The sequence below is a fragment of the Rhizobium sophoriradicis genome (genome assembly GCF_025200795.1).
In the GTDB taxonomy this organism is placed as follows: Bacteria; Pseudomonadota; Alphaproteobacteria; order Rhizobiales; family Rhizobiaceae; genus Rhizobium; species Rhizobium sophoriradicis.
The window spans coordinates 4,324,199-4,349,472 of the sequence record NZ_CP104152.1; the positions used below are offsets into that span (position 1 = coordinate 4,324,199).

Genomic DNA, 25,274 nt, shown 5'->3' on the forward strand with positions numbered 1-25,274 from the left:
AGGCTGAGGATCAGCCGCCGATGACCGCCTTACGGGCGTCGATGATCGTCTGGTAGAAGCTCTGGTCGACCGGCGCCCAGTCAACGTAGCCGCCGCCGGTGAACGATTCGAAGCAGCTCTTGTCCTTCTTCGGCAGTTCGGCGAAGTAGGCGGTAACCTTCTTCTGCAGGTCGGCCGGCAGCTTCTGGGAAACCATCAGCGGACCGTTCGGGATAAGGGGCGACTTCCAGACTTCGACGATATCGTCCATGTCGAGCAGGCCCTTGGTGACCATCTGGTGCAGGTTGCCGGATGTGTAACCCTGCGCCCAATCGCCCTGACCGGAACCGAAGGTGGTACCGACGTCGAACTTCTTGTCGAGAACGCCGAGAACGAGGTTCTCGTGGCCGCCGCCGAAGCCTGTTTCAGAGAAGTACTGCTTGACTGGAGCGCCGGTGTCCTTCGGAAGGGCAACGTTAGGAACAAGGTAGCCGGAGGTAGAGTCCGGATCGGCGAAGCCGAGCTTCTTGCCCTTCGCGTCCGCCAGCGTCTTGATGCCGGAATCCTTGCGGGCAACCATGATCGAGTAGTAGCCGGTCGAACCGTCCGCCTGCTTGGTGGTGAGAACCGGGGTGACGGCGTTCGGATCCTTGATATAGACCGCGGCGTAAGAGGCGGCGCCCATGACGGCGAGATCGATCGTGCCGCCGAGCAGGCCCTGGATGACGCCGTTGTAGTTCGGCGACGGGAAGAGCTGCACTTCGGAAACGCCGGTGGCGGCGATCAGGCCCGGCTTGACGCACTCGGTGCGACGAACCTGGTCGGCTTCGTTTTCACCGCCATCGAGACCGATGCGGAGGACTTTGACCTCCTGAGCGGCGGCATTGCCGGCGAGGGCGGCTACGGCGATGGTTGCCATCAAAATCTTGCGGAATGCAGACATAGAAGTCTCCCTGTTGTGACGTGGCTCGTCAGTTGGTTCTCCGGCCGTTGTCCCGTCGGCCGGACACGGATCAATGCATGGCGGCTGTTTTGGCCATCATGCCGGAGGATGGGGTCTCGGCGCGGCGCGTGGATTCAAGGCTGGTCGACGTCATGGTTTCGTCGATGCCGGCGCCGTCCTTGTCAGTCCCGTATATTTCCTTAACGGCCTCCCCGGTCAGCTCTGACGGCTTACCGTCGAAGACGACGCGGCCGCCGGCCATGCCGACGATGCGCTCACAATAGTTGCGGGCGGTATCGAGTGTGTGCAGGTTGGTGATGACGGTGATGCCCTCGCGCTCATTGATGTCGCGCAGCGCATCCATGACGATCTTGGCGTTCAGCGGATCGAGCGAGGCGATCGGCTCGTCGGCAAGTACCATCTTCGGGTTCTGCATCAGCGCGCGGGCGATCGCCACACGCTGCTGCTGGCCGCCGGAGAGTGTACCGGCCGCCTGCAGCGCCGTCTGCTCGATGCCGAGGCGCTCGAGCGCCGCGATCGCATGCACGCGCTCCTCGCGCGTGAAGACGTTGAGCAGGCTGAGAAGCGTCGAGCGGTGATTGAGCCGGCCGAGCATGACATTGGTCAGCACATCGAGGCGGGGCACCAGGTTGAACTGCTGGAAGATCATCGCACAGTCGCGCTGCCAGTTGCGCAAGCCTTGGCCACGAAGCCCAGAGACTTCGACTCCGGCGAAACGAATGGAACCGGAGCTTGGTTCCTGCAGGCGGTTGATCATGCGGAGCAGCGTAGACTTGCCGGCACCGGAGCGCCCGATGATGCCGACCATCTGGCCCTGGGGAATGGTTAGTGTCACGGCATCAACGGCGAGCTTGTTTCCGAAACGACGGGTGACATCCTTCAGCTCGAACATCATGCTCTTCCCCTTGTATTCCAGGCGTTGATGAGCATCGCATTAGTCCCGCTTCATGAACGTCGCGTGTCATATTTGTGTAAGTGGCGTCACAATTCTCGGCGTTGCGAAGACCGCTTCTAGCCCCCGTAGCGCGCTAGGAAATCTTCCGCGCTTAGGTTGCGAAAATCCTGCAAGGCCAGGCGCAAACGGTCGTGCTCCCAGTCCCACCATGCAAGCCTGTCCATGCGCTCGCCGACCTCTTTCGGAAAGCGCTCGCGGATTATATTAGCCGGCACGCCGCCAACGATCGAGTAAGCCGCGACGTTCTTCGAGACGACGGCGCCGGCGCCGATCACCGCGCCGTTGCCGACGCTGACGCCAGGCAGGATCGTCGCCCCATGGCCGATCCAGACGTCGTTGCCGATCGTCACCCGGTTTGCGCGCCGCCAGGCGAAGAAGTCCTCCTCCATGTCACCGTCCGGCCAGTAATCGGCGGCGCGATAGGTGAAATGATGCAGCGTCGCGCGCCAGGTCGGATGGTTGGTGGCGTTGATGCGCACGGCGGCGGCGATATTGACGAACTTGCCGATCGTCGCGCACCAGACGGAGCCGTCCTGCATGATGTAGGAATAGTCGCCGAAGGTCGCCTCGCTGATGCGGCAGCGCTCCGAAACCTCCGTATAGCGCCCGAAGCTGGAATCGCTGACGGACGCGGTCTCGTGGACATAGGGTTCAATGCCAAGCCTGCGGCTCATGCGGCAATCTTTCTGGGAGAAAACTGCTGGACGTCGAGGATGCGGTCGGCGACGGCCTCGCGCACTTCCTCATCGTGAAAGATGCCGAGAAGGGCGACGCCCGCCTGCTTCTTTTCCGAAATCATGCCGACGACGACGGCTCGGTTGCGGGCATCGAGCGAGGCGGTGGGTTCATCGAGCAGCAGGATTGTATGGTCGGTGATGAAGCCGCGGGCAATGTTGACGCGCTGCTGTTCGCCGCCGGAGAAGGTAGCGGGCGGAAGCTGCCAGAGCGCTTCCGCCAGGTTGAGCTTGGCGAGCAGGGCGCCCGCCTTCTCTCGTGCTGCACGGGCTTCCTCGCCACGCGCCACTAGCGGTTCCGCCACCACGTCGATTGCCGCGACGCGCGGCACGGTGCGCAGGAACTGGCTGACATAGCCAAGCGTATTGCGCCGCACATTGAGCACGGTGCGCGGATCGGCGGCGGCGAGATCGACGACGCGGCCGTCGTGGCGGATGAGAATCTGACCGGTGTCGACCGCATAATTGCCGTAGATCATCTTCAGCAGCGAGCTCTTTCCGATGCCCGACGGGCCGCCGAGCACGACGCATTCTCCTGAAGCGACCGAGAAGGCGACATCGGAGACGACGGGCAGCCGGATGCCGTCGCGCAGATGCATGGTGAAGCTCTTCGAGACTTCGGAAACGACGAGGGGCGTTGGCATGATGTCTTCCCTGGTTTTGGACCTGCAGCGGCGCTCAGACCTGCAGGATCGAGGAAACGAGCAGTTGCGTGTAGGGTTCGCGCGGATCGTCGAGCACCCGGTCGGTGAGCCCGTGTTCGATGACGTAGCCGTCCTTCATCACCATCATGCGGTGCGACAGAAGCCGGGCGACGGCGAGATCGTGGGTGACGATGATGGCCGAGAGGCCGAGATCGTTGACGAGGCCGCGAACGAGATCGAGCAAACGCGCCTGCACCGAGACGTCGAGGCCGCCTGTGGGCTCGTCCATGAAGACGAGGCGTGGGCCGGTGACGAGATTGCGGGCGATCTGCAATCGCTGCCGCATTCCGCCGGAAAAGGCGCGCGGCTGGTCGTCGATGCGGTCGGCGTCGATCTCGACGCGTTCCAGCCAGTCGATAGCGGTGGAGCGGATCTTGCCGTAATGCCGGTCGCCGATCGCCATGAGGCGTTCGCCGACATTGGCGCCGGCGGAAACCGTCATGCGCAGGCCATCGGCCGGGTTCTGGTGCACGAAACCCCAGTCGGTGCGCATCAGGAAACGGCGCTCGGCCTCGTTCATATGGTAGAGGTCGCGATAGGTGCCGTCGCGCATGTGGTATTCGACACTGCCGCTGGTCGGCATCAGCCGGGTAGAGATGCAGTTCAGCAGCGTCGTCTTGCCCGAGCCGGATTCGCCGACAATGGCGAGCACTTCGCCGGGCCAGAGCTCGAAGGACACATTGCGGCAGCCGATGCGGTTGCCATAGAACTTCGACAGGTCGTTGACTTTGAGAAGCGGCGTATCGGTCATTCTGCAGCCTCCCGGGCCAGCATTTCGCCGGCATGTCCGTGTGCCCGGCGATCTTCGCAATGATCGGTATCGGAGCAGACGAACATGCGCCCGCCTTTGTCGTCGAGGATCACCTCGTCCAGATAGACATCCTCGGCGCCACAAAGCGCGCAGGGCTTGCCGAAGCGCTGGATTTCGAAGGGATGGTCCTCGAAATCAAGGCTGACGACGTCGGTATAGGGCGGCACGGCATAGATGCGCTTTTCGCGGCCGGCGCCGAAAAGCTGCAGCGCTTCCGACTTATGCATCTTGGGATTATCGAATTTGGGCGTCGGTGAGGGATCCATGACGTAGCGGCCGTAAACCTTGACCGGATAGGCATAGGTCGTGGCGATGCGGCCGTTGCGGGCGATATCCTCGTAGAGCTTCACGTGCATGAGACCGTATTCTTCCAGCGCATGCATCTTGCGCGTCTCGGTTTCACGCGGCTCGAGGAAGCGCAGCGGTTCGGGGATCGGCACCTGGTAGACGAGTACTTGGCCGGCCTTGAGCTTTTCCTCGGGAATGCGGTGGCGCGTCTGGATGATCGTCGCCTCGCCTGTATGCGTCGTCACCGCCACATTGGCGACCTTCTGGAAGAAGGCGCGGATGGAGACGGCGTTGGTGGTGTCGTCGGCGCCTTGGTCGATGACCTTCAGCACGTCGTCGGGGCCGATGATCGAGGCCGTCACCTGCACGCCGCCGGTGCCCCAGCCGTAGGGCATCGGCATTTCGCGCGAGGCAAACGGCACCTGGTAGCCGGGAATGGCGATGGCCTTCAGGATGGCGCGGCGGATCATCCGCTTCGTCTGTTCATCCAGATAGGCGAAGTTGTAGCTGGCAAGATCGCTCATTCGGCGGCTTCCTTCAAATCTTCGCCCCTGTTGCGGGCGGCTTCGAATTCGCTTCGCATGCGGCGAACGAGATCGAGTTCGGCCTGGAAGTCCACATAGTGCGGAAGCTTCAGGTGCTCGACGAAGCCGGTCGCCTGGACGTTGTCGGAGTGCGAGATGACGAATTCCTCGTCCTGGGCCGGCGCGGTGATATCCTCGCCGAGCTCTTCAGCCCGCAGCGCGCGATCGACCAGCGACATCGCCATCGCTTTGCGCTCGCTCTGGCCGAAGACCAGGCCGTAACCGCGGGTGAATTGCGGCGGCGCCTTGGCGGAACCCTTGAACTGGTTGACCATCTGGCATTCGGTGATCTGGATGACGCCGAGCGAGACGGCGAAACCGAGTTCCGGCACCTCGAATTCGACCTCGACCTCGCCGATGCGGATCTCGCCGGTGAAGGGATGGTTGCGGCCGTAACCGCGCTGGGTGGAATAACCGAGCGCCAGCAAAAAGCCTTCGTCGCCGCGGGCGAGCGCCTGCAGGCGCAGGTCGCGGCTCATCGGGAATTCCATCGGCTCGCGCGTCAGGTCGCCGACCTCGTGATCCTCCGGCATATCGCCATCGGCCTCGATCAACCCTTCCTCGTCGAGGATTTCGGAGACGCGCATGACGCGGCCGGTTTCGGCTGTACGCAGGGCGGGCCCCTCGACCGTCTCGTCGGTAAGCAGCGAGGGATCGAGCAGGCGATGGGTATAATCGAAGGTCGGTCCGAGAAGCTGGCCGCCCGGCAGATCCTTGTAGGTCGCCGAGATACGGCGTTCGATCGTCATATTAGCCGTGTCGAGCGGCTTGGAATAACCGAAGCGCGGCAGCGTCGTGCGATAGGCGCGCAGCAGGAAGATCGCCTCGATCATGTCGCCGCGCGACTGGCGGATGGCGAGGCCTGCGAGCGTGCGGTCGAAAAGCGAGGCCTCGGCCATGACACGGTCGACGGCGAGTGCCAGCTGCGCGACGATCTGGTCGATGCCGATCGCCGGCAGCGAACGGTCGCCGCGGCGGCGGTCGGCAAGCAGGCGGTGGGCATGGGCGATGGCGGCCTCGCCACCCTTGACGGCAACATACATGAGCTCAGATTTCCGTTGCTGTGATCTTGGTGGTGCGCGGCAGGCAGAGGAAGCGCTCGCCCGAGGTCAGCACGATGTCGATGCCCCGCGGGAAGAGCGCGCGGTTCTCGGCCCAGAGCCGCAGAAAGGTCTCCGGCAGGCCGACAGGAGCGATCTCGGTCACGCTCTGGATGCCGGGTCCGATCAGTGCCAGCCGGCGCCCACCCTCGAGGTCGGAAAGTTCGATGATGAGCGTCGTCGAGCGGTCGGGATATTCCTGCGTGCCTGAGGCGAAGAGGCCGAAGGGGCAGAGCGCGGCATCGGCTTCTGTGAAGGCGAAGCGTGCCTCGGCCTTCTCCGTGGTCAGCGGCGCGCCGGCGTGGAAGCCGAGCCAATCCGGCACGGCGGATTTCGCCAGCCCCTGGGAAAGCCAGACCGGCGTATCGTGATCGCAAAGCGTCAGCGCGATCGCGCCGGCGGCAACGCCGAGCGGCACAGGCGGCGCGACGTCGGGCTGAACGGTCTCAATCGTACCGGGACGGGCCATGCCGTCCATCAGCAGCTTGAAGACGCCCTGGGCATGGAAGACCGGCTCGGCAAAGCCGCCGGTCAAGGCTTCCGTCTTGAAACCCATCAGTTGTCTCCCCGCACCATGGTGAAGAAGTCGACGCGGGTCGCCGCCGTCTCGTCGGCCTTGCGGCGTTCGGCAGCAGCGATTCGCTCAGTGATCGGCAAAAGCAGCGCCCGTTCGACGAAATCCTTCGTCGCTTCCTCCTGCCAGAGCGCATCGAAGATCGCCGCAAGCCGCGCCTTCTCGTGGTCGGTGCCGAGCGCCTGCGCATGGCCGACCGAACCGGAGTCGAGCCGGACCGTCGCGCGCGTTACCGTCACCTCGCCAAGATTGAAGGGAGCGCCGCCGCCGCCGATACGTCCGCGCACCATCACCAGCCCGGTCTCCGGTCCGCGCACCGGATGCGCCGCAGGCTTTTGCGGCAACGCAATCCAGGCCGCCGAGAGTTCGCTGCGTTCCGCCCGCGCCAGCAGATCGGCGGCGCGCTTGCGCCCGGATGCCGTCTGTGACGCAGCGTTTTTCCTATCCGCTGATATCATCGCCGCTTCCCTTAAAATGTCTATTGATATAGACAACCATACAAGCTATGCCTAATCCTAAATCGATGTCGTGACAAGCGTGTGACGTCGTCAGGATGAAATGGCAGGGCTGGGCGGAATGGCGGGATTGAAGCAGGTGCAAAGGCAGACCGGTGTGGCGCTCTGGCGCCAGATCGCCGATCGGATCCGCGAAGCGATCAGCGGCGGCGCCTATGACGAAACCGGAATGGTGCCGCCGGAAACTGTCCTGGCGCTGCAATTCGGCGTCAACCGGCATACGGTCCGCAGCGCTTTGGCGGCTTTGGCGCAGGAAGGCATCGTGCGCGCGGTACAAGGCCGCGGCACGCTGATCGAGCGCAAGGAGCGGCTGAATTTCCCGATCACCCGACGCACCCGCTTCACGTCAGGCATCGGCGACCAGGCGCGCGAGATGCGTGGCCTTCTGCTCGATGAGGCCGAGGAGGAAGCGAGTGCCGAAGTCGCCCGCTGGCTGGGGCTGAAGCAGGGGGAACGGGTGATCCGGCTGGAAACATTACGCCATGCCGACAAGCGGCCGGTTTCGAAGGCGACCAGCTGGTTTCCCGCCAAGCGTTTCGCCGGGATCGGGCAAGCCTATCGTAAACACGAATCGATCACCAAGGGCTTCGCCGAACTCGGCGTGTCGGACTATGTCCGCGCGACGACCGAGGTGACGGCCGCCCATGCGAGTGCAGCCGATATGGCCGATCTCGAACTCACACCCGGCGCGATCCTTTTGATCGCCAAGGCGATGAACACTGATCTCGACGGCGTGCCGGTGCAATATTCGATCAGCCGTTTCGCGGCCGACCGGGTGCAGTTCACGATCGAAAATTGAGATGCGACGTGCCGGCCGCTTACGGCCGGCACGTCACGACCGGGCTTTAATGCGCGCCGGACATGTCGCCGAGCACTTCCTTCGACGCCACGGTCGAATCCGCCTTCAGCTTGTAGACCATGGGAACGCCGGTCGCGAGGTTGAGGGCAAGCACGCCTTCCTTGGTCAGCTTGTCCAGCACCATGACGAGCGAACGCAGCGAATTGCCGTGCGCGGCGACCAGCACTTTCTCGCCGCGCAGCACCCGGGGCAGGATGTCGGTGAGATAATAGGGCCAGACGCGGGCGCCGGTATCGCGCAGGCTTTCGCCGCCGGGAGGCGGAACGTCATAGGAGCGGCGCCAGATATGCACCTGCTCCTCGCCCCATTTGGCGCGGGCATCGTCCTTGTTGAGCCCGGAAAGGTCGCCGTAGTCGCGCTCGTTCAGCGCCTGGTCGCGGATCGTCTGCAGGTCTGGCTGGCCGACCTTGTCGAGGATGAGCTTCAGCGTGTGTTGGGCGCGCACCAGCGCCGAGGTATAGGCGACGTCGAATTTGATCCCGTATTCGGCGAGTGCGGCGCCGCCGGCATTGGCTTCCTGGATGCCGAGCTCGGTCAAATCGGGATCCTTCCAGCCGGTGAAGAGATTCTTCAGATTCCAGTCGCTCTGGCCGTGGCGAACGAGGACGAGGGTTCCGCTCATGAATATGTCTCCGAAATGTCGTTATTGGGAAGAAAGCCCGAGCACGTCGAGCATGGAATAGAGACCCGGTTTCTTGTCGCGCGCCCAGAGAGCCGCCTTGATAGCGCCGCGCGCGAAGATCGAGCGGTCTGCCGCACTGTGCGACAGGGTGACGATTTCGCCTTCTCCGGCGAAAAGCACGGAATGCTCGCCGATGACGGAACCGCCGCGCAGCGTCGCAAAGCCGATCGTGCCGGCCTCACGGGCGCCGGTATGGCCGTCTCGCACCCTGACCGATTTCGAGGCAAGATCGATATTGCGGCCCTTGGCCGCGGCTTCGCCGAGGAGAAGGGCGGTGCCGGAAGGCGCATCCACCTTGTGCTTGTGGTGCATTTCCAGGATTTCAATGTCCCAGTCATCATCGTCGAGCGCGCGGGCTGCCTGCTGCGCCATCACGCTGAGCAGGTTGACGCCAAGGCTCATATTGCCCGATTTGACGATGCGGGCGTGGCGGGCGGCGGCGGCGATCCTGGCATTGTCTGCTTCCGAACAGCCGGTCGTGCCGACGACATGGACGATGCGGGCTTGGGCGGCGAGGCCGGAGAATTCCACTGTTGCAGCAGGCGAAGTGAAGTCGAGCACGCCTTCGGCGTGCAGGAAGGCCTGCAGCGGATCGTCGCCGATGATGACGCCGGTCGGGCCGAGGCCGGCAATTTCGCCGGCATCCTTGCCGATAAAGGGCGAACCGGGGCGTTCGACGGCGGCATGCAAAGTCGCGCCCTCGATGGAATGGATGAGCCGGATCAGCGTCTGTCCCATGCGCCCTGCCGCGCCGACCACCACCAGTTTCATCGCAGCATCGCTCATTTCGGTCTCTCGTAGCTCAGTATGTATCGGAGGCCGAAGGCCTCTGCAGATTGTTGAGGCGAGCGTAAAGACCGTCGCTGACCTTCGCAAGCGTCTCGTGATTGCCTTCCTCGACGACCCGGCCCTGCTGCATGACGACGATCTTGTCGGCGCGCACCACGGTCGAGAGCCGGTGGGCGATGACGACGACGGTGCGGCCGGTCATCGCCTCGTCGAGCGCCTTCTGCACGGCGGCTTCGGATTCGGTGTCGAGCGCCGACGTCGCTTCGTCGAGAAGCAGGATGGGCGCATTGCGCACCAGAGCCCGCGCGATCGAAAGCCGCTGGCGCTGGCCGCCCGAAAGCGTCACGCCGTTTTCGCCGACCGGCGTATCGTAACCCTGCGGCTGGGCTGAGATGAAGTCATGCGCATAGGCAAGCCTGGCAGCCTCCTCCACCTCAGCGTCGGTCGCTTCCGGCCGGCCATAGCGGATGTTGTCGCGGATCGTGCCCTCGAACAGATAAGGCTGCTGCGAGACGTAGGCGAGCTGCTGGCGCAGCGACTTCTTGGTGATGTGGGCGATGTCCTGCCCGTCGATCAGGATCTCGCCTTCGCGTGGGTCGTAAAAGCGCGGAATGAGGTTGATGACCGTGGATTTGCCGGCCCCCGAGGGCCCAACCAGCGCTGTGGTCGCGCCGCCCTCGGCGATGAAGCTGACGCCGCTCAGCACGCTGTCATTGCCGTAGCCGAAGGAAACGTTGCGGAATTCGATCCTGGCTTGCGTCACCGTCAGCGGCTGAGCATCCGGCAGGTCGCGCTGGCGCGGCTCCATGTCGAGCAGTTCGTAGATCATCCGCGCATTTACGACGGCGCGCTCCATCTGCACCTGCAGGCGGGCAAGCCGGCGGGCCGGGTCATAGGCCAGCAGCAAGGCGGTGACGAAGGAGAAGAAGGCGCCCGGCGGCACATTGTAATAGATCGAGCGGTAGGCTGCATAGGCAAGCACGCTGGCAACGGCAAAGCCCGCAAAGCTCTCGGTCAGAGGCGAAGTGCGTTCGGAAAGCCGGGCAATCCGGTTTGCCCGGTTTTCAGCGCCTTTGATAAGCTTGTTGACCTTGCGTTCCAGCTCCTCTTCCATCGTGAAGGCTTTCACGATGGCAATGCCCTGGATCGTCTCCTGCATGGCGCCCAGCACGTGGCTGTTTAGATGCACGGCCTCGCGGGTTGCCGAGCGCAGCCGTTTGGAAACATAACGCAACGCATAGAGCAGCGGCGGCGCCATGATGAACACGGCAAGACTGAGCAGCGGGTCCTGGAGGACCATCACGCCGATCAGCGAAACGAAGGTCAGGAGGTCGCGGACCGTCGAGGTGATCGTCAGGTTGAGCACGTCGCGGATGCCGCTGACGTTCTGGCTCACCTGCGCGGCGATATGGGCCGAGCGCGCTTCGCTGAAGAAGCCGACGGAAAGTGTCATCAGATGAGCATAAAGGCGGCGCTGATATCGCGCGACGATATCGTTGCCGACCTTGGAAAGCGCCACCGCCTGGCCGTAGCTCGCGAAACCGCGCAGCACGAAGGCGACGAAGATCGAAAGACAGATGATCCAGACGACGTCGGCGCGGCGATTGGCGAAAGCCTCATCGATGATCGCCCGCATGATCCAGGCAGTGAACGCCGTCGAAAGCGCCACGATGATCAGGCAGGCAATCGCGAAGACATAACCCCAGAGATGGTCGCGGCCGTTTTCAGCGATAATGCGCTTGAGGATGCCGGTGACGGTATCGCTGCTGACGCTCTGCTTTCTGCTTTCCGCCGCTTCCAATAATGAGCTTTCCTGTCTCGACCAAACGCGGCGCAGGGGCGACGCGTGCTTTTGGCGGCTCTATAAAGAGTTGGGATCGGTTTGGCTAGAGCGCCGCGCGTCCGGGTGGGACGCGCCGGGATCAGCGCCGCCAGCGGCGGCCTTCCGTCGAGACGCCGAAATTGGCCGGCATGCGCGCATAGGAGGAAAGCCCGGCAAGGGCTGCCAGCGGGTGCGTCACGACATAGGTCGGGATGGTGCGAAGCAGCGCGGTGTGCGGCGCCTTGTCCTCGAAGGCCCTGCGGAATTCCGGCTTCTTCAGCGCCGGGAGGATCTTCTGCGAGATGCCGCCGGAGAGATAGACGCCGCCGCGCGCCATGAACACCATCGCCATGTCGCCCGCCACGCGGCCGAGATAGGTGGCAAATAGCGAGACGGTCTCGACGGCGGCCTTGTCGCTGCCGGCAAGCGCGTGCGAGGTGATGTCGGCCGGATCCTTCATCGTCGGCTGAATGCCGTCGACGATACAGATGGCGTTATAGAGGTTGACGAGGCCGCGCCCGCAGAGGATCTGCTCGGCCGAAACGCGGCCTTCGATCGTCTCGATATGCGGAAAGATGTCATAATCGCGTTTGCTGCGCGGCCCAAGATCGATATGGCCGCCTTCGCCGGGGACCGGGATCCAGCTGTGCTGGGCATGCACGAGGCCGCCGACGCCGAGGCCGGTGCCGGGTCCGAGCACGACGCGCGAGGCGATCATGTCGCCGGTGGCGCTGCCGATGCGCTCGCGGTTTTCATCCGACAGGGCAGCGATCGCCAGCGCCTGCGCCTCGAAATCATTGACGACGAGCACGTCCTCGATGCCGAGGCCCTCGATCATCGTCCTCGGCCGCACCACCCAGTCGCAATTGGTCAGCGGGATCTCGTCGTCGTTGATCGGACCGGCGACGGCGAGGATTGCCGAGCGCGGCTGCACCGCGGTCTTGTCGAGCACGCCTTGCTGGATCGCTTCGTCGATTGTCGCGAAATCCGCCGTGCGCACATTCGGAAACTGCTTCGGCTCGGCATAGGCATCGGACAGGATGGAGAAGCGGGCATTGGTGCCGCCGATATCGCCGATCAGGATCGGGAAAGGCAGCGGAGTGCTGTGGTTCGGTTTTGGCATGGCCGGTTCCGTGCTGATCAGGCTTCGAGGGTGGGAAGGAGCTTTATAGCGGTCGCGTGGTTGAGCGCCATCGGAATGTCGTAGACGATTGCCAGCCGCATCAGCGCCTTCACGTCGACATCATGCGGCATCGGCGTCAGCGGGTCGACGAAGAAGATCAAGGCATCGACCTCCCCGGTCGAAATCAGCGCGCCGATCTGCTGGTCGCCGCCGAGCGGGCCGCTTTTCAGCCTGACGACGTTGAGGTCGGGCGCGGCATCGAGCACCCGCCCGCCGGTCGTACCTGTCGCGACGATTTTCCAGCGCGAGAGAAGATCCTTGTTGGCGCGGGCGAACGCCGCCATGTCGTCCTTCTTCTGATCATGCGCAATCAATGCGAGGCATTTGCCGCCAGCCATCAACCCCTCCGCCCGGACAATTCAATCGATTTGACCGCTTCTATACCAAGAATTTGCGATTTGAAAGACAGCGCCGGGCGCTCCTCATTGCATCGCCGGCTTGTCGTTCGGAACCGGGCCGACATCGGGCAGTTCTCCGTCGTCATCGTCGGTGGCCGGTGCCGCCGTCGGCGCGGCGACAAGCGCGCTTGCGGCAGACGGTCCGCTGGCGGCAGAAAGTTCGCCCGCGGCAGAAGATCCGCCATAGGTGGCGGCCTGCATCGAGGTGACGGAAGCGGCGTCGAGCACGGCAGCGCAGGCCTTTGGCAGGTCGGAGACCATCATCTCGCGCGGCGGTTTCGGCGGCTTGGCGCCGGGTTTCGGCGGCTTTGGTGGCGCCCATGGCGCCGGCGTGAACCAATAGGCGAGTGACTTGTCGCAGCCGTCTCCCGCGGGGACGGGAGCTTGCGGGGTGCATCCGGCTGCACCGGGCGGGCACTTTATACGGATGTGAAAATGCGAGTCATGACCGTATATCGGCCGGAGCTTGCCGAGGTTGGTGCGGTCGCCCGTCCAGGTGTCGCACATCTTTTTCTTGATGGCGGGATTGACGAAAATGCGCTCCACCTGGGGATAGCTTGCCGCCAGCATCAAAAGTCGAGCCCGCGATTCCGTCCATACCTTGGGATCGACGGTCAGGAATTTGTTCTTTTGCAGCATGGTGGTGAAAGGCAGGTACTGACGCTCCTCGGCCGTCAGGCGGCGCGCGGGCATCGGAGTGAACCATATATCGGCATCGAGGCCGATCTGGTGCGAGGAATGGCCGTTAAGCATCGGCCCGCCGCGCGGCTGGGCGATGTCCCCGACGAGAATGCCCGGCCAGCCGGCATATTTGACCGCATCCTGCGAAAACCGCTCCAAGAGCGCGATCATCGCGGGGTTGCCCCAGCGGCGGTTGCGCGAAAGCCGCATCGCCTGCCAGGTCGGCCCGTCGGTCGGCAGCGCCACAGCGCCGGTCATGCAGCCCTTGGCATAAAAGCCGATCGGCTGCGCCGGTCCCTGCGTCGGCAGGCTGGCGCCGCCGAACAGAGCCTTGGCGCTGCCCGGGCTCGGCGTCTTCTGCTCGGCGCCGACGTCGCCGGCGGCAAGGCCTGCGCCGATTGCGCCGGCGAGCGCCAGTCTGCCGAATGTCCTGAAAGCTTGAGTGAAGCCGAATGCCATGCTGTTCCCTTGAGAAGTGATTTGTCTGCGAATCTAACGTGAAAAGAGATTTTGGTGAATCGATGATTTGCCGGGCGGGCGCCGGAGGCGGCGGTGACGGATCGCCGCAGCGGCTTAAGCCTCGAGGATCTCAGACACGGCCGGGTAGCTTGAATATTTCGTGAGCCTAGCAAAAATCAAACTCTTACCTGTTTTTCGCCCCTATTTCTCGTATTGTCGAACCATCAATAGTCAGGGGAAAGTGGGAATGGCATTTCTGTCGTTGAAGATCGGTTTGTTTCTCTCGCTTGCGGCTGTTTTGGCGCCGGTGGGGGCTGTTGGTCAGGACCAGCCGTTTCTGATCGGAAGCTCGGTCATCAGTGAGATGAAGTACAAGCCGGGCTTTGCCCATTTCGACTACGTCAATCCCGATGCCCCGAAAGGTGGAGACCTGCGTCTTTCGGCCAGTGGCGCCTTCGACACCTTCAATCCTCTGCTCGCCAAAGGTCAGGCAGCTGTAGGTCTGTCGCTTGTTTACGACACGTTGATGAAGCCGGCCGAAGACGAACTCCTTGTCTCCTATGGTCTGCTCGCAGAGGGCCTGTCCTTTCCGGCTGACGTCTCCAGCGCGACCTTTCGCCTGCGCGAGGAAGCGAAATGGGCGGATGGTCAGCCGGTCACGCCTGAGGACGTCATCTTCAGTCTTGATAAGACGAAGGAGCTCAATCCTCTCACGGCCAATTATTATCGTCACGTGCTGAAGGCGGAAAAGACCGGCGAGCGTGACGTCACCTTCACTTTCGACGAGAAGAACAATCGCGAACTGCCCAATATTCTCGGGCAGTTGGTGGTCGTGCCCAAACATTGGTGGGAGGGACAGGGGCCGGACGGCAAACCGCGCGATATCTCAAAGACGACGCTCGAGCCCGTAATGGGGTCCGGGCCTTACAAGATCGCATCCTTCTCCCCGGGCGCGACCATCCGCTATGAACTGCGTGACGACTATTGGGGCAAGGACCTCAACGTGAATGTCGGCCAGAACAATTTCCGCAACGTCACCTACACCTATTTCGGCGATCGCGATGTTGAGTTCGAAGCGTTTCGCGCCGGCAACAGTGACTATTGGCAGGAAACTACGGCTGCCCGCTGGGCAACGGGATATGATTTTCCCGCGGTAAAGGAAGGGCGCATCAAGAAGGAAGAAGTTGCAAACCCGCTGCGCTCGACCGGCATCATGCAGGCTCTCGTGCCCAATATGCGACGCGACCTCTTCAAGGATATCAGGGTCCGCCAGGCCTTGAACTACGGCCTGGATTTTGAGGAGCTGAACCGCACCGTTGCCTTCAACAGTTACAAACGCATCGACAGCTATTTTTGGAACACTGACCTCGCCTCCACCGGCCTTCCGCAGGGTAGAGAGCTGGAAATCCTTCAGGGTATGAAGGACAAGGTTCCGCCGGAGGTCTTCACGACGCCTTATACCAATCCGGTCGGCGGCGATCCGCAGAAAAGCCGCGACAACCTCCGCAAGGCGATTGGGCTGCTGAAAGAAGCCGGCTGGGAGATCAAGAACAACCGGATGGTTAATACCAAGACCGGCCAGCCGATGAGTTTCGAGATCCTGTTGTCAAGCCCGATGTTGGAGCGCTGGGCGGTTCCTTACGCCAACAACCTCAAGAAAATTGGAATAGATGCCCGCGTCCGTACGGTCGACGCCTCGCAAGCTGTAAATCGCGAACGCAGCTTTGACTACGACATGATTTGGAACGTCTGGGCGCAGACCTTGAACCCAGGTAATGAGCAGGCCGACTATTGGGGCTCCGGCTCGGTCAACCAGCAAGGCTCTCGCAATTATGCCGGCATCGCCAACCCGGCCGTCGATGAACTCGTTCGCATGATCATCTTCGCGCCCAACCGCGAAGAACAGGTTGCAGCGATCAAGGCCATGGATCGGGTATTGCTGGCAAATCACTACGTAATTCCGCTATTCTACCGCGATACCTATAACATCGCCTATTGGAACACGGTCACGCATCCTGCCGAGTTTCCGGCTTATGGCCTTGGCTTCCCCGATGCCTGGTGGTCCACCTCGGCAAAATGAGCGGGCTTGCAAAGCAGGGGCTCTGGGCTCCAAATGGCCCGAGCGAATCACGACAAGCCGGCGGGGCCGGCAAGGGAAGGCTGGCGGATTGAGCGGCATTGGACTGAACGGCGTGCAGACAAGAAAAACATTCCCGGAGGCTGAAGGCTGATGGGCGCTTATGTCATTCGCCGCCTGCTTTTGATGATTCCGACCATCGTCGGCATCATGGCGATTTCCTTCATTGTCGTTCAATTCGCACCCGGCGGTCCGGTTGAGCAGGTTATTGCCCAATTGACCGGCCAAGCCGACAGCGCCGATCAGCGCCTGTCCGGCGGCGGTGATCTTCTCGGCGGAGGAGGAGGCGAAGAAAGTTCGAAATATCGCGGCGCCCAGGGACTCGATCCGGAGCTGATCGCCAAACTTGAAAAGCAATTCGGCTTCGACAAGCCGCCGCTGACGCGTTTCGGCGAGATGATGTGGAACTACATCCGCCTCGATTTCGGCGAAAGCTTCTTCCGCAACACTTCCGTGCTCGACCTGATCAAGGAAAAGCTGCCGGTGTCGATCTCGCTCGGCATCTGGATCCTGATCTTCTCCTACGCGATCTCCATCCCGCTCGGCATTCGCAAGGCGGTCAAGGACGGATCGACCTTCGATGTCTGGACGTCGGGCGTCATCGTCGTCGGCTATGCCGTGCCGAGCTTTCTCTTCGGCATCCTGCTGATCGTGCTGTTCGCCGGCGGCTCCTTCTACGATTGGTTCCCACTGCGGGGGCTCGTCTCCGACAATTTCGACCAGCTCCCTTGGTGGCAGAAGCCGCTCGATTATTTCTGGCACCTCACTCTGCCGCTGATCTCGCTTTCGCTCGCCGCTTTCGCCACCACAACGCTGCTCACCAAGAATTCCTTCATCGAGGAGATCAAGAAGCAATATGTCGTCACCGCCCGCGCCAAGGGGCTGAACGAGCGGCAGGTGCTTTATGGCCATGTTTTCCGCAATGCCATGTTGATCATCATCGCCGGTTTTCCCGGCGCTTTCATCTCCGCCTTCTTCACCGGCTCGCTGCTGATCGAGAACATCTTCTCGCTCGATGGTCTCGGTCGCCTCGGCTATCTCTCGGTGGTCAACCGCGATTATCCGATCGTCTTCGCCACGCTCTACATCTTCTCGCTGCTCGGCCTTTTCGTCAGCCTGATCTCCGACCTGATCTACACATGGATCGATCCGCGCATCGATTTCGAGCGGAGGGATGTCTGATGGACGCTGCCGCAAATCCTGCCGTCGCAACCCCGGTCAAGCCGCCGCGCAAGGGACTGCTGTCGCCGACCAATATTCGCCGCTGGAAGAATTTCCGGGCGAATGGCCGCGGCTACTGGTCCCTGTGGCTGTTCCTGCTGCTGTTCGGGCTCAGCCTGTTTGCAGAATTCCTCGCCAACGACCGGCCGATCATCGCCTCCTACAAGGGCGAAATCCTGTTTCCGGTGCTGATCGACTATCCCGAGGAGAAGTTCGGCGGCTTCCTCGCCGAAACCGATTACCGTTCCTCGGTGATATCAGACGAGATCAACGCCAATGGCTGGATGATCTGGCCGCCAATCCGCTATTCCTACCGCTCGGTCAACTCCAACATTCCGCATTCGGCGCCAACGCCGCCCTTCTGGCTGATGACCGAGGAGGAGCGCTGCTCCGGCTATCCGCAAGGGGTCAACGATCCCGCCTGCACGCTCGGCAACCTCAATTGGCTCGGCACCGACGATCAGGCCCGCGACGTGCTCGCCCGCGTCATCTACGGCTTCCGCATCTCGGTGCTCTTCGGGCTGGCGCTCACCATCTGCTCGGCGATCATCGGCGTGACGGCCGGCGCGGTGCAGGGTTATTTCGGCGGCTGGACCGATCTTTTGCTGCAGCGCTTCATCGAGATCTGGTCGTCGATGCCGGTGCTCTACATCCTGCTCATCATCGCCGCCATCCTGCCGCCCGGCTTCTTCGTGCTGCTCGGCATCATGCTGCTCTTTTCCTGGGTCGGCTTCGTCGGCGTCGTGCGCGCTGAATTCCTGCGCGCCCGCAATTTCGAATATGTCCGCGCCGCCCGCGCCCTCGGCGTCAACAACCGCACCATCATGTGGCGCCATCTGCTGCCGAACGCCATGGTCGCGACGCTGACCTTCCTGCCTTTCATCCTCTCCGGCTCGATCACGACGCTGACCTCGCTCGATTTCCTGGGCTTCGGCATGCCGCCTGGCTCCCCCTCGCTCGGCGAGATGATCGCCCAGGGCAAGACCAACCTGCAGGCGCCATGGCTCGGGCTGACGGCCTTCTTCGCCATGTCGATCATGCTGTCTCTGCTGATCTTCATCGGCGAAGCCGTGCGCGACGCCTTCGATCCGAGGAAGACGTTCCAATGATTGGAGAAGTCTCGTCATTTGCAGGCGTTCGGACTAAAGTTGCTTTCGATGCAACTTTCGAGGCATAGGCGATGAACAAGATCGTGTTTGAGCATTATCCTGCATCGAAGCTGCCGGAAGAGCTTCGAAAGGGCCTGGAAAAAGACGCCATGGTGCGTGTGGTGATCGAGGAGGAAGCGCAGGACAAAGAGAGAGAACCGTTTCCGGGCTTCGGAGATCTGCCGAAAATCGAGCGGAAACCGATGACCATAGGCGAAACCCTCACCGCCATTCGGCGGCTAAAAGCGGAAGACAGGCCATCGGTGACCGTCGAGGAAGCGGTCGCCAGGATTCGCCGGCTGCGAGATGAATGGGACGATTGATGCAAGGTGTCAGTAGGGTCTATCTCGACACGAATATTTTCATCATCGCATTCGAGAGGCGGGACGAAACCAGCGATCTTCTCTCGCAGTTGTTTGTCGCAAGCGATGGTTATGCCGAGCCGAGATTCGTGACGAGTGAGCTGACGCTGTCCGAACTACTGGTGACGCCCTATCGAGATAACGATGATAGCCTGATTGATACCTATGAGGGCCTGATCCTGACGAGCAGCTGGCTCGAGGTGCTTCCGATCGTTCCTCCCGCGCTTCGTTACGCTGCCGTATTGCGGTCCCAATATGGTGGGCTGAAGTTACCAGACGCCATTCACCTATCGACAGCCATCGGTGCAAACTGTTCGCACATCCTGACCGCCGATTTGGGAATAAAGGACGAATACCAGCTTACCCATCGCAAATATGGGATAACGAAAGCCCGACCCTTGGCCGTTCTCCGTCCGGACGAACTCACTCTTGCCTCCCTCCTGAGAAGCCCAGCCGAATGACAGAACCGCTCCTTTCCGTCCGCGATCTCTCGGTTGCCTTTCATCAGGGCGGCGAGACGTCGCTTGCCGTCGATCACATCTCCTTCGATATCGCCAAGGGCGAGGTCGTGGCGCTGGTCGGCGAATCCGGTTCCGGCAAGTCGGTCTCGGCCAATTCGATCCTGAAGCTTTTGCCCTATCCCTCCGCAAGCCATCCCTCCGGCGAAATCCTGTTCAAGGGCAAGGACCTCTTGAAGGCGTCGGAGCGGGCGTTGCGTGAGGTTCGCGGCAACGACATCACCATGATCTTCCAGGAGCCAATGACCTCGCTCAATCCGCTTCATACGATCGAGAAGCAGATCGCCGAAATCCTCGCCCTGCATCAGGGCATCACCGGCCAGCCGGCGCGCCAGCGTGTGCTGGAATTGTTGAACCAGGTCGGCATCCGCGAGCCGGAAAAGCGGCTGAAGGCCTATCCGCACGAACTGTCCGGCGGGCAGCGCCAGCGTGTCATGATCGCCATGGCGCTCGCCAACCGGCCGGAATTGCTGATCGCCGACGAGCCGACCACCGCGCTCGACGTCACCGTGCAGGCGCAGATCCTCGAACTGCTGCGGCAATTGAAGGCGGCGCACGGCATGTCGCTGCTGTTCATCACCCATGATCTCGGCATCGTGCGCAAATTCGCCGATCGCGTCTGCGTGATGACCAAGGGCAGGATCGTCGAGACAGGGACCGTCGCGGAGGTCTTCGCCAATCCGAAGCACGATTATACCCGCCACCTCCTTGCCTCCGAGCCCCGCGGCGAGCCGCCGCTTGCCGATCCGTCGAAGCCGGTGGTGATGGAAGGGTCCGATATCCGCGTCTGGTTCCCGATCAAGGCAGGGCTGATGCGCCGTGTCGTCGACCATGTGAAGGCGGTCGACGGCATCGATCTTTCGCTGCGCGCCGGCCAGACGCTCGGCGTCGTCGGCGAGTCCGGTTCCGGCAAGACGACGCTCGGTCTGGCGCTCACGCGGCTGATCTCCTCGCAGGGGCGGATCGCTTTCGTCGGCAAGGATATAGCCGGCTATTCGTTCAGCGAGATGCGGCCGCTGCGCAACCAGCTGCAGATCGTCTTCCAGGATCCTTACGGCTCGCTCAGCCCGCGCATGTCGGTCGGCGATATCATTGCCGAAGGGCTGAAGGTGCATGAGCGCGCTTTAAGCGCCGAAGAGCGTGACCAGCGCGTATGCTGGGCGCTGGAGGAGGTTGGTCTCGACCCCCTGACCCGCTGGCGTTACCCACATGAATTTTCCGGCGGCCAGCGCCAGCGCATCGCCATTGCCCGCGCCATGGTGCTCAAACCGCGCTTCGTCATGCTCGACGAGCCGACCTCTGCGCTCGATATGAGCGTCCAGGCCCAGGTGGTCGATCTCCTGCGCGACCTGCAGAAGAAGCACGACCTCGCCTATCTCTTCATCAGCCATGATCTGAAGGTGGTGAAGGCGCTCGCCAACGACGTCATCGTCATGCGTTTCGGCAAGGTGGTGGAGCAGGGGCCGTCCTCGGAAATCTTCCGCGCTCCGAAGGACGATTACACCAAGGCGCTGATGGCCGCCGCCTTCAACATCGAGGCGGTGCCGACGCCCGCCGTGCAACAGTAAAGAACACCATGTCCGCACATCCTCCTGTTCTCGTCGACATCAAGTTCAATCCCGAAGGTGTCGCCCGCGTGCTGAAAACGGCATTTGCCGACCGTGGCAGCATCAATCTCGCCTATCCGGCCGATCGGACCCGGGATCTCAGCGTGGCCGAATACGCGCTTCTCTGGAAGCCGGATGCCGATCTTTTCAAAAGGGCGCCGAACCTTAAGGTGATCTTCTCGGGCGGCGCCGGCGTCGACCATATCGTCGGCATGGACGGCTTGCCTGAGATACCGATCGTTCGGTTCGTCGATCGCAGCCTGACCACCCGCATGAGCGAGTGGGTGGTGATGCAATGCCTGATGCATCTGCGCGGGCAATACGCCCATGATATCAGCCAACGACGGCGGGAATGGGCCAAGCTGATCGCGCCCGAAGCGGCGGAAGTGACGGTCGGCGTCATGGGCCTCGGCGTGCTCGGGCAGGACGCGGTCGCCAAGCTGAAAGTGATGGGGTTCAACGTCGTCGGCTGGTCGCGGACCCGCAAACAGATTGATGGCGTAGAGACCTTCGATGCGCGCGAACTGGACGGGTTCCTCGCCAGGACCGACATTCTCGTCGGCCTCTTGCCGCTGACACCTGACACCACGGGGTTTTATGATGGCGGGCTGTTTAAGAAGCTCCGCCGCGACGGTGCGCTGGGGCGGCCGATCTTCATCAATGCAGGCCGTGGCCGGAGCCAGGTCGAGTCCGACATCGTCTCGGCCATCCGCAGCGGCATCCTCGGCGGCGCTTCGCTTGACGTTTTCGAGGTGGAGCCCTTGGCGTCGGATAGCCCGCTGTGGGAGTTGGAAAACGTCTTCATCACCCCGCATGACGCGGCGGTCTCCGAAGAGACCGCGCTGTTCCGCCATGTCGAGACGCAGATCGCCCGTTTCGAGCGCGGTGAATCGCTGCAATTCGTGATCGACCGCGCCGCCGGTTATTGAGCCTCCGGAACCTTCGAGACGACTGACCGTTTTCTCTGCGAACGTTTCTTGCGGCCGCATCGGCCGCTAGAACAGGATGCTTTTAGGCCCGGTCGGCTTGAAATCTGAATCCTGTTCTAAATTAAAGAGTTAGAGCATAATGTCGTCCGAAAACCGCTCACACTTTTCGGCATCATGCTCTAAGTCAGCGGAAGGAGACGATGATGGCGCATCAGACGGAAACACGCTGGGAAAAATCCGACGGCAAGCTTCACAAGGAAGAGCAGATCCCGCCGGTCAAGGCAAAACAGGGGCGCACGGGATACCGCATCCTGACGGTGCTGCTCGTCGCCCTGATCCTCGCTTTCGTGGTCTGGATCCCGGTCGAGATCTGGGGTAATCGCGAGGCGGACGAGGTTGCGCCGCAACAGCCCGGCCAGCAACTCCAGCAGCAGCAATCGGACGCAGCACCTGCCCCGACGCAGCAGAACAGCAATGCGGTGCCGACCGAGACGCCGGCGACAGCACCGGCCCCGGATGCGGCGCCTGCGGCACCCGCCCAGCCCGCGGCACCGACCCAGCCGGCGGCGCCGGCCCAATAGAGCAAATCAAGGTATCTTCCATCCCGCCGCCAGGACGCGGCGGGATGTTTATGTTTTATCTGGACTTTGCCCGCTGATTTTTCGATAAGAAGACGCACGAGCCGGTTTCGTGCGCCGGCCCGCTTGGCAGCACCTGACCGGATGGGACAGGGGCAGGAATTCATGGCCAAGACCGATATTGCAAGACGCGTCTACAATCACGCGTGGAAGCTCGACCCGATCATCCGCAGCCTGATCGATACCGACTTCTACAAGCTGCTGATGCTGCAGATGATCTGGAAGCTCTATCCAGACGTCAATGCCTCCTTCACGTTGATCAATCGGACGAAACGCGTCCACCTCGCCGAGGAGATCGACGAAGGCGAATTGCGTGAACAGCTGGATCACGCCCGTACGCTGAGGCTTTCCAAGAAGGAGATGATCTGGCTGGCTGGTAACAGCTTCTACGGCCGCGCGCAGATTTTCGAGCCGGAATTCCTCGCCTGGCTTTCCAACTTCCAGCTCCCGGAATACGAGCTGTCGAAGAAGGACGGCCAGTATGTGCTGGATTTTCACGGGGCCTGGAAGGAAACCACGATGTGGGAGATCCCGGCGCTCGCGATCGTCAACGAGCTGCGCTCGCGCTCGGCGATGAAAGCGCTCGGCCCTTTCACCCTTGACGTGCTCTATGCCCGCGCCAAGGCGAAGATGTGGTCGAAGGTCGAGCGGCTGAGGGAACTGCCGGGTTTACGCATTTCCGATTTCGGCACCCGCCGCCGCCACAGTTTTCTCTGGCAGCGCTGGTGCGTCGAGGCGCTGAAGGAAGGCATCGGCCCGGCTTTTACCGGCACCAGCAATGTATTGCTGGCAATGGATTCCGATCTCGAAGCGGTCGGTACCAATGCCCATGAGCTGCCGATGGTGGCCGCTGCCCTGGCGCAAACCGACGAGCAGCTGCGCAACGCCCCTTATAAGATCCTGCGCGACTGGAACAAGCTCTATGGCGGCAACCTTCTGATCGTCCTGCCGGATGCCTTTGGCACCGCGGCTTTCCTGCGCGACGCGCCGGAATGGGTGGCCGACTGGACCGGCTTTCGCCCGGACAGCGCGCCGCCGATCGAGGGCGGTGAGAAGATCATCGACTGGTGGAAAAAGATGGGCCGCGATCCGCGCCAGAAGCTGCTGATCTTCTCCGACGGCCTCGATGTGGACGCCATCATCGACACTTACCGGCATTTCGAAGGCCGCGTGCGGATGAGCTTCGGCTGGGGCACGAATCTGACGAATGATTTTGCCGGCTGTGCCCCGACCGAAATATCGGGCCTCAACCCGATCTCGGTCGTCTGCAAAGTCAGCGACGCCAATGGCCGTCCGGCGGTGAAGCTCTCAGACAATCCGCAGAAGGCGACGGGCGAACCGGCAGAGGTCGAACGTTACCTGAAATTCTTCGGCACCGAGGACAGGGTCGATCAGACCGTCCTGGTTTAGGCTCGCCGCGCCGTACGGCCGTCCCGGGGCATATCGATGTGCCCGGCCATCGCGTCCTCGATCGACCAGCCGAAGCGCCAGGCGTCGAACATCGAATACCATTCCTGCAGATCGGTGATCGGCAGGACATCCGGCTTCGACATCGGATTGTCGGCCAGGCTGCGGCCGAGCGCACGGTCGCGTGCGCCGCGTTCCTGCATCTCAAGCAGATCCTCGAACATCGTCACCCCCTCTTTTGATTGGGTTTATGCAATCATGCTAATGAAGCATTGTCGAGTCCGGATGCGGGGATTCCGGTTTTTCACAGGATTAGCCCTAATTTGCTATCTCGATGCTGAGTTGACGGGGAGGCCCGGCTTCCTGGCTGGGGTCCGCCGCCGAGCCTCCCGGCTGGCCGATCTTCAAGTCGGCAGCGCCGACAACTTGTCGCCTTCCGGCCGGGGCGATCCAACCAAGATCAGATCAATGGTGAACGGTCGGCTAATATCCACCGGATCTGTGCCGATCCCACACGATCCGGCAGGTCGGCTGCGGCATTCTCGACTGTTCAGGCCGCCAGCCTGCGAAACCGGGTTCTGATCCGGTCGAGGTAATAATGGCCGGGAGACGGTGCCGCCGTCATCGCATGGGCTTCCGAAGAGGGAACGCCCTCGAACAGCCGCTCCTCGCCATTCCTAAAGCAAATCCTGAGCCGCCCGTCTTCCTGGCTGAAATAGACGGATTTGATGATCTTCGACTTCACCGAAAGTTCTTCCACCTGTTTTACCTCTGTTTTTAGTTTTGCAGACGGTAAACCCAAACGTGCAAAGACGCGGTGAAGCAGCGTGGTAAAAATTCAGGAATCTTTCTGATCAACCCTGGCGTTTCCTTCGATGGGGATCGGGCCGTCGTTTCCGCACGTTATGGGAGATCAGCCGATGTTGACAAACTTTGCCAAACAACTCAATTTTGATGAAACGGAGAGCTTCGATGGCGACCATGAACGTATCGCTGCCCGATCCCATGAAAGATTGGGTGGAAGCGCAAACCAAAACAGGCCGTTATGCCAATGCGAGCGATTATGTCCGCGACCTCATCAGGAAAGATCAGGAGCGAAACGACAAGGTCGCAGCTATGCAGCGCTTTGTCGATGAAGGCTTGAAGAGCGGCGTCGGGTCGCGGTCGAAGGACGAGCTGTTTGAGGCGGCTCGGGCGCGCGAGGAAAGCTCTCGCGGCAATTGATG

Annotated in this window: 28 protein-coding genes; 11 read left to right on the plus strand and 17 right to left on the minus strand. The window is 61.9% G+C overall.

Annotation, left to right across the window (positions count from 1 at the left end):
- Positions 1-10: 10 nt before the first annotated feature.
- From phnD to phnG, 9 genes are all read right to left on the minus strand, one after another.
- The gene (phnD, locus tag N2597_RS21060) at positions 11-922 is read right to left on the minus strand and encodes a phosphonate ABC transporter substrate-binding protein (protein ID WP_077995061.1); all 912 of its coding nucleotides are present in this window, start codon (positions 920-922) and stop codon (positions 11-13) included.
- Positions 923-992: 70 nt separating this feature from the next.
- Entirely contained in the window at positions 993-1,835 is an 843-nt protein-coding gene (phnC, locus tag N2597_RS21065; RefSeq protein WP_038686131.1) for a phosphonate ABC transporter ATP-binding protein, read from the minus strand.
- A gap of 119 nt (positions 1,836-1,954) precedes the next feature.
- Positions 1,955-2,572: a DapH/DapD/GlmU-related protein gene (locus N2597_RS21070; protein ID WP_077995060.1), complete on the minus strand. Its 618-nt coding sequence runs from the start codon at positions 2,570-2,572 to the stop codon at positions 1,955-1,957.
- Positions 2,569-3,276: a phosphonate C-P lyase system protein PhnL gene (gene phnL, locus N2597_RS21075; protein WP_183598668.1), complete on the minus strand. Its 708-nt coding sequence runs from the start codon at positions 3,274-3,276 to the stop codon at positions 2,569-2,571. Before phnL ends, N2597_RS21070 begins: the two co-directional genes overlap by 4 nt.
- Positions 3,277-3,310: 34 nt before the next feature.
- Positions 3,311-4,087 carry a phosphonate C-P lyase system protein PhnK gene (gene phnK / locus N2597_RS21080; protein ID WP_038686136.1) on the minus strand — a complete coding sequence of 259 codons (777 nt, stop codon included), beginning with the start codon at positions 4,085-4,087 and terminating at the stop codon, positions 3,311-3,313.
- The gene (locus tag N2597_RS21085) at positions 4,084-4,959 is read right to left on the minus strand and encodes an alpha-D-ribose 1-methylphosphonate 5-phosphate C-P-lyase PhnJ (RefSeq protein WP_077995058.1); all 876 of its coding nucleotides are present in this window, start codon (positions 4,957-4,959) and stop codon (positions 4,084-4,086) included. Before N2597_RS21085 ends, phnK begins: the two co-directional genes overlap by 4 nt.
- Positions 4,956-6,062, minus strand: a complete 1,107-nt coding sequence (locus N2597_RS21090; RefSeq protein ID WP_183598670.1) for a carbon-phosphorus lyase complex subunit — start codon at positions 6,060-6,062, stop codon at positions 4,956-4,958. The genes N2597_RS21085 and N2597_RS21090 overlap by 4 nt, the downstream gene beginning before the upstream one ends.
- Before the next feature lie 4 nt (positions 6,063-6,066).
- On the minus strand, positions 6,067-6,675 hold the full coding sequence (gene phnH / locus N2597_RS21095) for a phosphonate C-P lyase system protein PhnH (RefSeq protein WP_183598672.1): 609 nt from the start codon (positions 6,673-6,675) through the stop codon (positions 6,067-6,069).
- Complete coding sequence (gene phnG / locus N2597_RS21100; protein WP_183598674.1) at positions 6,675-7,151, minus strand: phosphonate C-P lyase system protein PhnG; 477 nt, start codon at positions 7,149-7,151, stop codon at positions 6,675-6,677. The genes phnH and phnG overlap by 1 nt, the downstream gene beginning before the upstream one ends.
- A gap of 118 nt (positions 7,152-7,269) precedes the next feature.
- On the opposite strand from phnG, the gene phnF reads away from it, so the two are divergent.
- Positions 7,270-8,007 carry a phosphonate metabolism transcriptional regulator PhnF gene (phnF, locus tag N2597_RS21105; RefSeq protein ID WP_183598702.1) on the plus strand — a complete coding sequence of 246 codons (738 nt, stop codon included), beginning with the start codon at positions 7,270-7,272 and terminating at the stop codon, positions 8,005-8,007.
- Positions 8,008-8,053: 46 nt separating this feature from the next.
- Here phnF and N2597_RS21110 read toward each other — a convergent pair whose 3' ends face one another.
- From N2597_RS21110 to mepA, 6 genes are all read right to left on the minus strand, one after another.
- Positions 8,054-8,689 carry a 2,3-bisphosphoglycerate-dependent phosphoglycerate mutase gene (locus tag N2597_RS21110; RefSeq protein ID WP_183598676.1) on the minus strand — a complete coding sequence of 212 codons (636 nt, stop codon included), beginning with the start codon at positions 8,687-8,689 and terminating at the stop codon, positions 8,054-8,056.
- 21 nt (positions 8,690-8,710) lie between these two features.
- Positions 8,711-9,535: a 4-hydroxy-tetrahydrodipicolinate reductase gene (gene dapB / locus N2597_RS21115; protein ID WP_096763451.1), complete on the minus strand. Its 825-nt coding sequence runs from the start codon at positions 9,533-9,535 to the stop codon at positions 8,711-8,713.
- A 16-nt stretch (positions 9,536-9,551) separates the two neighbouring features.
- Complete coding sequence (locus tag N2597_RS21120) at positions 9,552-11,339, minus strand: ABC transporter ATP-binding protein (protein WP_096763450.1); 1,788 nt, start codon at positions 11,337-11,339, stop codon at positions 9,552-9,554.
- A 121-nt stretch (positions 11,340-11,460) separates the two neighbouring features.
- On the minus strand, positions 11,461-12,483 hold the full coding sequence (locus N2597_RS21125; RefSeq protein ID WP_183598678.1) for a glucokinase: 1,023 nt from the start codon (positions 12,481-12,483) through the stop codon (positions 11,461-11,463).
- A 17-nt stretch (positions 12,484-12,500) separates the two neighbouring features.
- The gene (locus N2597_RS21130) at positions 12,501-12,881 is read right to left on the minus strand and encodes a methylglyoxal synthase (protein WP_010061364.1); all 381 of its coding nucleotides are present in this window, start codon (positions 12,879-12,881) and stop codon (positions 12,501-12,503) included.
- Positions 12,882-12,965: 84 nt separating this feature from the next.
- Positions 12,966-14,081: a penicillin-insensitive murein endopeptidase gene (gene mepA, locus N2597_RS21135; protein ID WP_096763448.1), complete on the minus strand. Its 1,116-nt coding sequence runs from the start codon at positions 14,079-14,081 to the stop codon at positions 12,966-12,968.
- A 247-nt stretch (positions 14,082-14,328) separates the two neighbouring features.
- Between mepA and N2597_RS21140 the strand changes: the two genes are divergently transcribed.
- The 9 genes from N2597_RS21140 to pncB all read left to right on the plus strand — a co-directional run bounded on the left by N2597_RS21140 (position 14,329) and on the right by pncB (position 24,051).
- Positions 14,329-16,161 carry an extracellular solute-binding protein gene (locus N2597_RS21140; RefSeq protein WP_096763447.1) on the plus strand — a complete coding sequence of 611 codons (1,833 nt, stop codon included), beginning with the start codon at positions 14,329-14,331 and terminating at the stop codon, positions 16,159-16,161.
- A 150-nt stretch (positions 16,162-16,311) separates the two neighbouring features.
- On the plus strand, positions 16,312-17,400 hold the full coding sequence (locus N2597_RS21145) for a microcin C ABC transporter permease YejB (RefSeq protein ID WP_183598680.1): 1,089 nt from the start codon (positions 16,312-16,314) through the stop codon (positions 17,398-17,400).
- On the plus strand, positions 17,400-18,548 hold the full coding sequence (locus N2597_RS21150; protein WP_096763446.1) for an ABC transporter permease: 1,149 nt from the start codon (positions 17,400-17,402) through the stop codon (positions 18,546-18,548). Before N2597_RS21145 ends, N2597_RS21150 begins: the two co-directional genes overlap by 1 nt.
- A 71-nt stretch (positions 18,549-18,619) precedes the next feature.
- On the plus strand, positions 18,620-18,910 hold the full coding sequence (locus N2597_RS21155; protein WP_010055679.1) for a hypothetical protein: 291 nt from the start codon (positions 18,620-18,622) through the stop codon (positions 18,908-18,910).
- Positions 18,910-19,410, plus strand: coding sequence for a type II toxin-antitoxin system VapC family toxin (locus N2597_RS21160; protein WP_096763445.1), 501 nt, complete (start codon positions 18,910-18,912; stop codon positions 19,408-19,410). Before N2597_RS21155 ends, N2597_RS21160 begins: the two co-directional genes overlap by 1 nt.
- Positions 19,407-21,035, plus strand: a complete 1,629-nt coding sequence (locus N2597_RS21165) for an ABC transporter ATP-binding protein (protein WP_038686162.1) — start codon at positions 19,407-19,409, stop codon at positions 21,033-21,035. The genes N2597_RS21160 and N2597_RS21165 overlap by 4 nt, the downstream gene beginning before the upstream one ends.
- A gap of 8 nt (positions 21,036-21,043) precedes the next feature.
- Complete coding sequence (locus N2597_RS21170) at positions 21,044-22,003, plus strand: 2-hydroxyacid dehydrogenase (RefSeq protein WP_077995051.1); 960 nt, start codon at positions 21,044-21,046, stop codon at positions 22,001-22,003.
- 200 nt (positions 22,004-22,203) lie between these two features.
- Positions 22,204-22,584 carry a hypothetical protein gene (locus tag N2597_RS21175; protein ID WP_009982537.1) on the plus strand — a complete coding sequence of 127 codons (381 nt, stop codon included), beginning with the start codon at positions 22,204-22,206 and terminating at the stop codon, positions 22,582-22,584.
- Positions 22,585-22,746: 162 nt separating this feature from the next.
- Complete coding sequence (pncB, locus tag N2597_RS21180; RefSeq protein ID WP_004673542.1) at positions 22,747-24,051, plus strand: nicotinate phosphoribosyltransferase; 1,305 nt, start codon at positions 22,747-22,749, stop codon at positions 24,049-24,051.
- Here the strand turns inward: pncB and N2597_RS21185 are convergent.
- Both N2597_RS21185 and N2597_RS21190 read right to left on the minus strand, forming a co-directional pair.
- The gene (locus tag N2597_RS21185) at positions 24,048-24,272 is read right to left on the minus strand and encodes a CrpP-related protein (protein WP_010057833.1); all 225 of its coding nucleotides are present in this window, start codon (positions 24,270-24,272) and stop codon (positions 24,048-24,050) included. The genes pncB and N2597_RS21185 overlap by 4 nt on opposite strands.
- Before the next feature lie 326 nt (positions 24,273-24,598).
- Positions 24,599-24,808, minus strand: a complete 210-nt coding sequence (locus N2597_RS21190) for a KTSC domain-containing protein (protein WP_009994618.1) — start codon at positions 24,806-24,808, stop codon at positions 24,599-24,601.
- Positions 24,809-25,020: 212 nt separating this feature from the next.
- Here N2597_RS21190 and N2597_RS21195 point away from each other — a divergent pair, with 212 nt between their 5' ends.
- Positions 25,021-25,272, plus strand: coding sequence for a type II toxin-antitoxin system ParD family antitoxin (locus N2597_RS21195; RefSeq protein ID WP_009994620.1), 252 nt, complete (start codon positions 25,021-25,023; stop codon positions 25,270-25,272).
- Positions 25,273-25,274: the final 2 nt, after the last annotated feature.